The sequence below is a fragment of the Caldivirga sp. MU80 genome (assembly GCF_001663375.1).
Taxonomy (GTDB): domain Archaea; phylum Thermoproteota; class Thermoprotei; order Thermoproteales; family Thermocladiaceae; genus Caldivirga.
Genome location: NZ_LCTF01000017.1, coordinates 36,360 through 47,172, shown reverse-complemented (window position 1 = coordinate 47,172; position 10,813 = coordinate 36,360). Strand labels below are relative to the sequence as shown.

Here is a 10,813-nt window from a genome sequence, read left to right as displayed (position 1 = left end):
TTGGATACCTGCGCGAAGTTGCCGATCCTCTCCGGCGACATGTATATGACTTCACCACCGTTCTGTATTACCTTGATCACCTCACGCCTCGCTATTGTTGGGAAGTGGTCCTGGGTCACGCCGGCTAGTATCAGTAGCTTTGTATAATCACTGTCCCAAGCACCATACTCCCACCACGCACCACCCATTGCGTATGATCCACCGGCGGCAACATTAAGTGCGCAGAAGCCGCCGTGACCTCCTTGATTTGGTGTGCCGAACATTGCTGCGAACCATGTGTTCTCCGCTGGGTTGTATTGGTCCCTGCCTGTGAAGTAGACGAACTTGTATGGGCAGCACTCCCTAATCTGCTTAAGCCCCAGGAAGCCGTACTTCCAACCCCTCTGGGTTAGGAATGATGCGTTATCGCCGTTTATCAATATGTCAAGCATGTCGTCATATGTTATCTCAATGAAGTCGCCCTCGCATCTCTCGCTCGTTGGCACCCTCAATAATGGAGACCTAAGCCTCGCTGGGCTTAGGTAGTGGAGCATTGCTGATGCACCTATGCCGCATGTGGCACCTTCGTTCATGGTGAATATGGACCCAGCTATGAACCTGGGTAGCTTCGTCTGTCCACTAATTATGACCTCAACATTGCACCTACCCAAGCAGCCGTAGCAGGTTGTAAAGGCGACAACATCACTAGGTATCCCAGATGCACCACTACTCTGCTCAAAGACCTGGCTGAATAGGTACATCTCCTTCCTGACAGCTAGGTAAACCCCAGTGACTACCGCTGTTGCCCCAACCAGCTTCAGGAAGTCCCTTCTAGTTAACATGACTTCCGCCATGCCCCCTCACCCCCACCATGGACCCCATTGGGGCTCCGCATTAACCAGCGGTGTGAACGGGGCATGGTAGTAGGCTACCGCCATCACTATGTACCTAAGCATGTAGCCTCCTAACATGACGGCTATGAATATTACTAGGATAGCCCACTTGGCGAAGGTGCCCATTGGGTCAACCTTGAATAGGGCAATCTCAAGGAGCAGTGGTATTGCTATGCCTAAGGTTATGACGAAGCCCCAGAAGTACGGTGCGTAGGTCTGCAGTAGAAGTTGAGTTAACGGTATCCTAGCCTCATAATGGTTTGCGTAGGCCACGGTTAAGAATAGGGCCCATGAAAAGCCCTCGAAGATTACTGCAAGTAAATCTACCCAGCCTAATTCATGAATCAAACGCCTAGCATCAAAGGCCCCACCATCAGTCTTAACACCTGGTGTATAGAAGAATCTCGCCACCAATAGTGAAAAGGCTGTACCGTAACCAAGCCCTGAGGATAACCAAAGTATTGGTAAGGTACCATTCCACCAGTATGACTTACCTCCAGCGGCCGCGAATAGGAAAGCTGTGTACACTGTTGCAGCTATGCCAGTTATCATAACCAAGTAGTCTAGGGTTAATCTAGTTGGCCTAACTAACCTAGCTAGCCCAAGTGACCTAACTAGCTTAGAGGTTGCCCATGGTAAGTAAAATATGACCAGGAATATTAATCCCCATATGACCATGCCCCCAAGAAACATAACACCCCAAGCCATCCATGATTGGGCTAACCTACCGTTTGGGTAACCAATTAATATTATATTACCGGCCCTCGGCGGCTGACCCAGGTCTATTATGAAGAAGGCTAGGGCAGCTAGTATGAATACCCAACCGGTAACCATGTTTATCTTAACCATCCTCTGCGCCTTACCCCTAACATCATAAAACGCCGCCAGCAGCATTGTCATGCTGCCAAGCGCCGTTAAGAATATCGCAGCCGCAATGCGCCAGCCCCATATCATGTGGAAGCCAGGTGGTACATATGGGCCCCATCCACTCATAACGCTCAACCTTTAAGATTAACCAATCACCTTAAGGCTTACTTTCAGGCTAGGAAAAAGTGGATGATTTAATGATGAAGTTAGCATAGATTTAACTTTCATGAGTTAGAAATTTAAGAGTGTCGGTTAATGTATTAAGAGATTAATTAGGTTATTGGCAATTGGGCACTCGCCCAGCGTATACCCATGAATTCTACACCTTAAGGCTAATGTCCTATACCTAATTGCATCACCCTGACGACCCCAAACCATCAATGCGGCCTCGCAGCTATCCTTGAGGGTTACCGTTGGGAAGAGTTCCAGTATTGCCTTAGCTATAACCCTCTCAGCTGACTTAACGAGGGCTTCATCGCCTATGTATTCGCTTATCGCCTCCCTCACTGGCTTCTTCCTAAACTTCTCCGGTAGTATCAAGAACACTGTCCTTGGGAATGAGTCTACGCAAATACCCAGTACGCTGAGTCTACGCCTCTCCATACCCTTAACTAGTAGCTTCACGTAGTTGAACACCTCATCATCACTGAACTCCTCCAGTCCCCAATTCTGCTTAAGTCTCCTTAGACTTGCGGTGGCTAGCTCATTATTAACCAACCTGCTTCCAGTAATGTAAAGGTACAGTATTGTGAAGTAACCCTTAGTGGTGATTGTATAATTACCCCTACTCATCTTAGCTAATATGCCGTAGTTCATTAATTCCAGGGCCCTCCTGTAAAGAGTGGCTATGCTCACGTTTTCGATCATGGATATTTTATATAGTGAAAAGCCCTCAGCATCACGAACATTTAACCCCTTAAACATAGACCCTAATATTAAATACTTAAGTATAATCATGTGAACCATGTCTAAGGCAACTCCATTGACGGGGTGAACCATATTAGTGATTGCTACTATGCCTATTTATTTTTCTAACTTAGTCATAAATTTGACTATTTAATAATTTGTCAATTTTATAGTAAATACGAGATTTTACTCTTTTTCTCTTTTCCTACTAATCATCGTTGAGATGGCTGCACCGGTTATGTAAAGCATGGACATGGTTACCCCTATTATTGTTTCGATAACCCCTCCTGTAGTTCCTGGAGAAACTATTAGTGCGAATATGAAGCTTACTAAGACACCCCAGCGCCAGTACCGCCACCAGGTGGATGCCTTAACCAGCCTGAACTTGGTTAGCAGTACCATTATTAACGGGGTCTGGAAGGCTAAGCCCATTGAGAACATTAGGGATAGTACGAATTGAACAAAGGATCTTAGGCTTATTGTCGGCGCTACATTAAGTGACTTGGCGTAGAACAAGAAGAATTTAAACATAACAGGGATTATAACTAGGTAGGCGAATAATGCACCCAGGGCGAAGAGGCCCATTGCAGGTAGCACTGATGCCTTAAGCGCACGCTTCTCATGCTCGTAAAGCCCTGGTGATACGAAGGCCCAGAACTCCCATAGGATTATCGGTAGGGCTATCACTATGGCCAGGAATAAGGATACTTGGGCAGCCGCCAGGAGAGGGTCAAAGGGTGATAACGTTATTATCTCAACTCCCCTGGGCACCATGGCGTGTATGAAGAATTTTATTACCGAGACCGAGAATGAGTCATCTATGGAGGGCATAGGCACTATGATTGGTATGCCCGGTGGGTTAACGTCAACTACGCTGTACTTGAAGGCGAAGACTAGGATAAAGGCCACTAAGATGGCGTAGAGTGCCTTCCTCAGCCTGTCAATCAACTCCACCACGTGGCTGATCAGCGGCTGCTCCTGCATTCCAACTAGCTTCTTAAATCAACGTAATCTAAATAAGCTTTCTTCCAGGATTTTGAAAAATTCACGTGAAGCCTAGCCTAGATCAGCATGTAGCTTAACGACGGGTGTGGGTGGAAAAGTTAATAAACCATCGGCTTTATTGACCCTAGGCGGCCGTGGTCTAGCGGTCTAGGATGGCGGCCCCCCGTGCGGCGGTGCGGTTGAAAACTAATCATCTTTATTAAGGCCCTCACCGGCATTTTAAGACATGGTTAGCGTGAGGGATACTGAAGTGGTAATGCTCGAGATGGTTCAGCCCTTTGACGCCAATTCGATAGGTAGATTATTCGGTGGTAGAATCCTTGAGTGGATAGCCAACGTTGGCACGGTGGCTACGGTCAGGTTCTCAAGGGGGCCAACTGTGCTGGCTTACATGGATAGGCACTTCTTCCTAGCCCCAGCCTTCATAGGGGATACCGTGACGCTTAGGGCTAGGGTCGAGTACGTGGGTAGGTCATCAATGGAGACTTACATTGAGGCAATCAGGAGGCACAACGGCGAGGAGGTAGTAATGACCATGACCACTGCCTCCTACGTGGCCGTTGATGAGTATGGGCAGCCCAGGTTGGTTAAGAACGAACTCAAGCCAAATCCTGATGAATTGATGATTTACAACAACGCTAAGGCTAGGTATGAGGCTAGGAAGGGTAGGATTGCCAATAGGCGTGAGGAGAGGTATAATGTTAAGGACCCGACGGAGGGCCTTAGGTGGAGGGTTGAGTCAAGTAGGTGGGTTACACCCCAGGACGCCTTCATGGCTAACATGGTTTCGGCAGGTAGGCTACTGGCCTGGATAGACAACATAGCCGCGTCACTGGCAAGTGAATACGCTAAGTCTGTGGTGGTCACAGGCTCAATAGACGACACGATCTTCTACTCCCCGATACGTACAGGTGAGATTGTTAGGATTGCCGCAGGGATAACCTACGTGGGGAGGAGTAGCCTAGAGACCCTCATCCACGTGACCACTGAGGATGCCTACGGTAATGTTAAGAGGGTTTGCACAGCCTACTACACCTACGTGGCCATTGACGACAAGGGAAGGCCCCAACCAGTTCCACAGTACCAGCCGGCCAATGACTATGAGAGGAGGCTCTTCGAGGAGGGGGCGAGGAGGAAGGCCCTTAGGGATGAGGAGATTAGGAAGCTTAAGGAGACTAGGTTAATCAAGTGATTAACTTAACACCACTTGGCTTAGGCATCCTCCTAACCAGTTCAGGTATCGTTATTGCCTCACCACCAGCAGCCTTAATCTTATCAACGGCTGTCTTTGAGAATGACCAAGCGGCCACAGTGACTTTTTTACTCAACTCACCGTCGCCAAGAACCTTACCCGGCACGACAGCTATGTCACCGTCGTTGAGCAGCCTGTTTAACTCACCCACGTTAACAATAACCCTACTCCTCCTAGGCCTACTAAGCAGTTCAGCCACAGTGGCCCATAGGGCGGCGTTGTACTGCCTGTGAGCCTTCTCAAGGAACCTAACCGTCATCCTCAGGTGGGGGTTTGTTGACTTCAACTCCACGGCTACGCCCCAGGTGCTATTCTTAAAAAACTTAACCTTAAGTCAAGCAACCCAGCATGGGCATACCCTACTTACTGATAGCCCTAGCCGTGGCCCTGTTAATGGATTACGCATACCCAATGCATAGGGGCTTCATGTACCTCATACACCCAGTTCACTTAACGTACAGCTTAGCCATAAGGCTGTATAGGCCGTACTCAGGCAGGGCGTGGGGGGTGGTTGTGTGGCTCCTCTCAACGCTACCCATCCTAATAGCCTACACGGCGCCAGTCTTCATCATCCCCCTGGGTAATGCCTCAATCGCCATAATCATGTTGATCTACGTGGGCTTTGTCATTAAGTTAAGCATCTCACTAAGGCTACTCCTAAATATTGCTTGGGATTACGTTAAGGCTGTTGAATCGGGGGATTTAACCAGCGCCAGGGGGCTTGCCCAGCAGTTGGTTAGGAGGAACGTGTGGGTCCTCGATGAACCCCACGTCCACTCAGCAGTAATTGAATCACTCTTCGAGAGCCTAGTGGACGGATTCTCATCACCACTACTTTACCTAGTAATCATGGGTCCGGTGGGGGCTATGCTGCAGAGGCTGGCTAACACCATGGATAGTGCACTAGGCTACATAGACGAACCCTATAGGCGGGTGGGCTGGTTCTCGGCTAAGGTAGATTCCATACTTAACTATGTACCAGCCAGGTTAACAGCTCTATTAATAATGCTGGCGGGCCTATTAATAGGGAGGAGACCTAACCTAGGCATCTACCTTAGGTACAGGTCAGCCACCAGGAGCATAAACGCTGGCCACCCCCTGGCGGCTGCATCATCAGTGCTGGGTGTGGTTTTGGAGAAGGTTAATGAGTACAGGGTTGGTGAGGGTGAATTACCCAGCTACAACGACCTACTCACGGCAATTAAGCTGGCTGAGGCTGCCTCAGCCCTAGTGCTATTGGTAACTGTATCCTGCCTAGCCGTAGCATCCTCACTGAAGCTGGGATTACTGGGCTCGTTAATTTAATATGGCGGTTAGGCAATTACCTTATAAGGTATGTGGATTAACCACCGGCGATCATAATCCACGGCTTAACCGGCCTAGGATTTACGTGGCTCACCAGTTATGGCACCTTAACATTAATGGTTTTTAAACGCTGTCCCGGTGCTAAGCCTGGGCATGAGTAGTGTTGAGGTTAGGCGCCTGGTTAAGGTGTATGGAGATGTTGTGGCGTTGAACGGCATTGATTTATCGATTAGTAAGGGTAGGTTATTCGCGTTAATTGGGCCTAATGGGGCAGGGAAGACGACCCTACTCAGAATAATAGCTGGCTTGAATAAGCCGACGAGTGGTGAGGTTTGGATTAATGGGGTGCTGGTTGCCTCACCTGAGGCTGGCGTATTCATACCACCGGCTAAAAGGGGTGTTGGGGTTGTGTTTCAGAACCTAGGCCTATACCCGCACATGACAGTCTACGATAACGTAGCCTTACCCCTCAGGGTTAGGCATGTACCCAGGCTTGAGGTGGATAGGTCAGTCAGGTTAATAGCTGAGGAGCTTGAAATCAGCGACCTGCTGAGTAGGTACCCAACCCAGTTGTCCAGCGGGCAACAGCAGAGGGTGGCCATAGCCAGGGCCCTCGTGGGTAACCCCAGCATACTCCTAATGGATGAACCATTCAGCAACCTCGACGCTAGATACAGGCCTACGGCCAGGGAGTTGGTTAGGGGCATTCAGAGGAGACTTGGAATAACGGTTATCATAGCCAGTAATGACCCATCGGACGTAATTAACCTGGTTGATGAGGCTGCCGTGATTATTAAGGGTAGGGTTGCCCAAGTCGGTGAACCAGTCAGCCTGTACAGGGAACCAGCCTCATTGGAGGTGGCTGGCCTAATGGGTGAACTTAACGTAATCGAGGCCGTGATTACCAATCCTCTTTCACGGGAAGCCAGGGAGGTTTACCTTGGGGTTAGGCCAGGGGACTTAACAATAGCCAGCGGTGATTCTGGTTTAAAGGACTACGTTGAAATCGGTACTGGGGTTGTTGAAGCCGTGGAGTTTCAAGGCAATTACAACTTGGTCTTGGTCAACGTCAATGGCCGCATCTTAAAGATGGCAACTAACCTAACCCCCACCGCGGGTAGTAGGGTTACCATAGCAGCCAGGAGGAGCGGTATCATGCTTTTTAGTAAGGCTAATGGCAGGTTAATCAAGGTTAACGATGGGGATATTTTAGTATCCGTGAAGCCTTAGTGGGGAAGCCTTGATGATTAGTAAGAGGGGTGGGTGATGCTGATGTTAATCTTTACAATAATATGAGAGTAAGTGTAATAAGCCAAGGAATACGTCATGCAGTTTATGAAGGCCACAATAGTTATTATAGTGGCCCTTACTTTAATCACTGGATTACTCACTGGGTATTACGTGCTTGTGGGTAGGGGTGACGCCAACCCCAGGATCCCGGTTATAACCGCCTCGCTGTATGCTGAGTTGTTTAAGGAGGCTGGCGTTGGGGCTGGTGTCCCAGTTGCAATAACGGCTATGGGTTCTGTTGAGGCTGCTAGGCAGGTCCTGCTTAACCCGGGTTACTACGGGATATACGCCTCCATAGATCCGTACATTTTGACGTCAATATTGTACCCTAGTCACGATGCGAGCTGGTACATTGCCATAGCCGGCGATGAAATAGTGATAGCCTACTCACCCAAACTCCCAGAGCCACTAATGGGTGAGGTTAAGAACCTAACAGCGGAGGAGGCGGCAGCCCTAAAGACCGGCAATTACCAATTAGCGGTTAACATAACGGTCAAGTTCCTCAACCTAATGTCCTCAAACTACACCATTAGCCTTGCCAGGAGGTATGGGGCTTATGTAATAGGAGCCTCAAACCCCAACACTGACCCTGAGGGGTATAGGGCTTTAATGGTTCTTCAACTAGCCGGCATAGCCTCAGGTATTGGGGTGGGTTATTACGTTAACCTGTTTAATGAATTGAATAGGACTGGGGAGGTGTATGAGGTTTTGGCGGGGAGTGAGCTATTGGGTCCTCTACAGTTAGGTAAGGTTCTGTTCGACATAGCCATATACAAGTCCTCGGCTGAGGTGGCTAACCTGCCCTACTTCCCACTACTACCCATGATTAACCTCGGTGACCCCAGTTACAGTAACCTTTACTCTGAGGCATCAGTCACAATAATCGTTAATGGGAAGCCACTCGTCATAAGGGGGGCACCTATTCAACTGGCCGTGACGATACCAAACCAGTATAGGTATAAGGATGAGGCCGTTAAACTGATACTGTTTCTGATATCTCACCGTGGCCGTGAGTTAATGAGGGGGCTGGGCATAACCCCAATTAAACCGGCCATAATCTACGGCAACTTAACCCAGGTACCCACCCAGTTGAGGCTGTTGGTGAATTCAAGTGAGGTGGTCTACAATGGATAATGGTTACCTACCCTTCTACTTCTCAGTAGTGATACTACATGATTTTATTAGTAGCACCACTGGCTACGCTCATATACATGGGTTTAGCGGACCCCCTTAACCTGCTGTCTATATTCACTAACAGTCAATTCACGCAAAGCCTAACCTTAACCTTCACGGGTGCCATGACTGCGGCGGCACTTGGCCTATTACTGGGCGCCCCTGTCGCGTATGCGTTGGCAAGGGGTATGGTGCCTGGGTGGGCTAGTAGGGTCACCTCGGCGTTATTATCCTCACCAATAACCATACCCCACACCGTGGTTGGCTTAGCGATACTCATAATGGCGTCACCCCTATCACCAATACCCCTGGTTAGGCGACTACCCATAGTGAACTCACTGCTTGGCCTAGTACTGGCCTACTTCATAGTATCTTCACCAATAGCCGTAGGTTCACTGGTCCAAGTCTTCGAGAGGATTGACCCAGTCTACGAGGATGTTGGGTTAGCCATCGGCATGAGTAGGATGCGTGTCTTCACAAAATTAATACTACCCATGACAATTGGCGAGGTGGTGGAGTCCTATCTACTGGCATGGGCTAGGGCCATAAGTGAATTCGGTTCAATAGCCCTAGTAGCCTACTACGTAATCACCCCACCACTGTTTAACTATGTCTACCCAACCTCAGTGCTTGTGTGGTACTACTACGAAACATATGGGTTAGAGCCGGCGTTAAGCTACGCCGCAGCCACATTACTCGTTTCACTGGTGGTGCTTGTCATCATGGAGGCGGTTAGGCATTACCTCAACAGGCCTATTAACGGTTAACCGCCAGTCACGTTAACCAGTATGAGTGAAACCATGTTAACCTGAGTGCCCGTGGGGCCGGTTACGACTAGGTCGTTTAGCCTGCTGAACAAGGTGTATGTGTCGTTATTGGCCAGGGACTCGTCGATGCTTAAACCAGCAGCCAACGCCCTAGACTCCGTGGTGTGGTCAGCATAGGCGCCTGCGGCATCCGTGTTGCCGTCAATGCCATCGGTGGCTAGGGTTAGTATTGATACCTTGCCTTGACCACTGACGGACTTGGCGAAGGAGGCGGCCAACTCCATTGTCCTACCACCCCTACCACTACCCCTAACCGTCACGGTTGGTTCACCACCAGCCAGTAAAACACCCCTCCTCAGCAACGTACCCCTCCTGGCCGAGTCCAGGGCCACCGACGCCAAGGCTCTCCCAACCTCCCTAGCCTCACCCTCAAGCCTAGACGTCAGTATAACTGACCTAAACCCAAGTTCACTTAACATGGTCTTTAAACCTCTTAAAACGTCCATGTTGGTTAAGATAACCCTATTAAACGCCCTCAGCCTCTTCGGCGTTTCAGGCACCACTCCCTTAACGCCGTCCTCAAGGAGACCCTTAACCACCGCTGGCGCACTACCCCAGATCCCCCTAACCTTAAGCACATTGACTGCGTCTACGAAACTAGACTTATCGGGCACCGTTGGTCCACTAGCTATTAGTGATGGATCATCACCAGGTACGTCACTCACGTACAACCCAACGACGCTGATGCCCCTACTTGTGAAGTACCTGGCCAATTGACCCCCCTTAACCATTGAAACGTGCTTACGCACTGTATTAATCTCACTGATGCTCATGCCTGAACTCAACATTAGCCTATTCAACTCCGTCAAGTCCTCGATTGTTAAGGGTGGCCTAGGCAACTCCACCAGGGCACTACCACCGCCACTGATTAGGAAGATGACCAAGTCACCCCTGCCCAGCGTCCTAGATAATTCAATGATCTCCTCAGCCGCCTTGATGCTTAGGTCGCTTGGCAGTGGGTGCGTGGATTCAATAACCTCAACACCACTAACCCTAGGCTTAACCCAACCCCTGGGTATCACGGCTAAAGCCCTCGTCACCTCAATGGAACCCAGTGCACCGTCGATAAGCCTAGGGGCGGCCTTGCCAATAGCCACCACCGCCACATGCCTAGTCTTAAACCTCCTACCGCAAATTTCAACTAAGCCAATACCCAATTGCCTTAGGCACCTCTTAACCACGGGGGCTGGGTCTGATAGCACTAGAATGTGGTTAACTAGTTTAAAAGCCAAATTCCTACCCTGGTACGTAACCGACGCCATGAGCCACCCACCTGCTTAACTGGGGGCCTGTGCGAAGTGTTAATAAGCGGCTTT

Annotated in this window: 11 protein-coding genes; 5 read left to right on the top strand and 6 right to left on the bottom strand. The window is 49.5% G+C overall.

Annotated features, from left to right (window positions below; genetic code table 11):
- From AAX04_RS06310 to tatC, 4 genes are all read right to left on the bottom strand, one after another.
- A partial coding sequence (locus tag AAX04_RS06310) for a twin-arginine translocation signal domain-containing protein (protein ID WP_156519728.1) occupies window positions 1-833 on the bottom strand: 833 nt, incomplete at its 3' end.
- Window positions 834-839: 6 nt separating this feature from the next.
- On the bottom strand, window positions 840-1,865 hold the full coding sequence (gene nrfD / locus AAX04_RS06305) for an NrfD/PsrC family molybdoenzyme membrane anchor subunit (protein ID WP_066795701.1): 1,026 nt from the start codon (window positions 1,863-1,865) through the stop codon (window positions 840-842).
- 126 nt (window positions 1,866-1,991) lie between these two features.
- Window positions 1,992-2,738 carry a hypothetical protein gene (locus AAX04_RS06300; protein WP_066795698.1) on the bottom strand — a complete coding sequence of 249 codons (747 nt, stop codon included), beginning with the start codon at window positions 2,736-2,738 and terminating at the stop codon, window positions 1,992-1,994.
- Between the two features lie 93 nt (window positions 2,739-2,831).
- Window positions 2,832-3,629 (bottom strand): twin-arginine translocase subunit TatC, encoded by a 798-nt coding sequence (tatC, locus tag AAX04_RS06295; protein ID WP_066795695.1) that lies wholly within the window; start codon window positions 3,627-3,629, stop codon window positions 2,832-2,834.
- A gap of 247 nt (window positions 3,630-3,876) precedes the next feature.
- Here tatC and AAX04_RS06290 point away from each other — a divergent pair, with 247 nt between their 5' ends.
- Complete coding sequence (locus tag AAX04_RS06290) at window positions 3,877-4,842, top strand: acyl-CoA thioesterase (protein ID WP_066795693.1); 966 nt, start codon at window positions 3,877-3,879, stop codon at window positions 4,840-4,842.
- Here AAX04_RS06290 and AAX04_RS06285 read toward each other — a convergent pair.
- Entirely contained in the window at window positions 4,835-5,194 is a 360-nt protein-coding gene (locus AAX04_RS06285; protein WP_084761230.1) for a 50S ribosomal protein L18e, read from the bottom strand. The genes AAX04_RS06290 and AAX04_RS06285 overlap by 8 nt on opposite strands.
- Before the next feature lie 56 nt (window positions 5,195-5,250).
- Between AAX04_RS06285 and AAX04_RS06280 the strand changes: the two genes are divergently transcribed.
- From AAX04_RS06280 to AAX04_RS06265, 4 genes are all read left to right on the top strand, one after another.
- Window positions 5,251-6,207 carry a cobalamin biosynthesis protein gene (locus AAX04_RS06280; protein ID WP_066795691.1) on the top strand — a complete coding sequence of 319 codons (957 nt, stop codon included), beginning with the start codon at window positions 5,251-5,253 and terminating at the stop codon, window positions 6,205-6,207.
- A 153-nt stretch (window positions 6,208-6,360) separates the two neighbouring features.
- On the top strand, window positions 6,361-7,437 hold the full coding sequence (locus AAX04_RS06275) for an ABC transporter ATP-binding protein (protein WP_066795689.1): 1,077 nt from the start codon (window positions 6,361-6,363) through the stop codon (window positions 7,435-7,437).
- 105 nt (window positions 7,438-7,542) lie between these two features.
- Window positions 7,543-8,631: a substrate-binding domain-containing protein gene (locus tag AAX04_RS06270; RefSeq protein WP_066795685.1), complete on the top strand. Its 1,089-nt coding sequence runs from the start codon at window positions 7,543-7,545 to the stop codon at window positions 8,629-8,631.
- Between the two features lie 38 nt (window positions 8,632-8,669).
- Entirely contained in the window at window positions 8,670-9,437 is a 768-nt protein-coding gene (locus AAX04_RS06265; RefSeq protein ID WP_066795681.1) for an ABC transporter permease subunit, read from the top strand.
- On the opposite strand, the gene AAX04_RS06260 is transcribed toward AAX04_RS06265, so the two are convergent.
- Complete coding sequence (locus AAX04_RS06260) at window positions 9,434-10,759, bottom strand: glycerate kinase (RefSeq protein WP_066795678.1); 1,326 nt, start codon at window positions 10,757-10,759, stop codon at window positions 9,434-9,436. The two genes, AAX04_RS06265 and AAX04_RS06260, sit on opposite strands and share 4 nt — an antisense overlap.
- Window positions 10,760-10,813 lie beyond the last annotated feature (54 nt).

Excerpts from the sequence above, each read along its gene's own strand:
- tatC (WP_066795695.1), bottom strand. The coding sequence starts at position 3,629 with ATGCAGGAGCAGCCGCTGATCAGCCACGTGGTGGAGTTGATTGACAGG.
- AAX04_RS06260 (WP_066795678.1), bottom strand. The coding sequence starts at position 10,759 with ATGGCGTCGGTTACGTACCAGGGTAGGAATTTGGCTTTTAAACTAGTT.
- AAX04_RS06265 (WP_066795681.1), top strand. The coding sequence starts at position 8,670 with ATGATTTTATTAGTAGCACCACTGGCTACGCTCATATACATGGGTTTA.
- AAX04_RS06300 (WP_066795698.1), bottom strand. The coding sequence starts at position 2,738 with ATGGTTCACCCCGTCAATGGAGTTGCCTTAGACATGGTTCACATGATT.
- AAX04_RS06270 (WP_066795685.1), top strand. The coding sequence starts at position 7,543 with ATGAAGGCCACAATAGTTATTATAGTGGCCCTTACTTTAATCACTGGA.
- AAX04_RS06290 (WP_066795693.1), top strand. The coding sequence starts at position 3,877 with ATGGTTAGCGTGAGGGATACTGAAGTGGTAATGCTCGAGATGGTTCAG.
- nrfD (WP_066795701.1), bottom strand. The coding sequence starts at position 1,865 with ATGAGTGGATGGGGCCCATATGTACCACCTGGCTTCCACATGATATGG.
- AAX04_RS06275 (WP_066795689.1), top strand. The coding sequence starts at position 6,361 with ATGAGTAGTGTTGAGGTTAGGCGCCTGGTTAAGGTGTATGGAGATGTT.
- AAX04_RS06280 (WP_066795691.1), top strand. The coding sequence starts at position 5,251 with ATGGGCATACCCTACTTACTGATAGCCCTAGCCGTGGCCCTGTTAATG.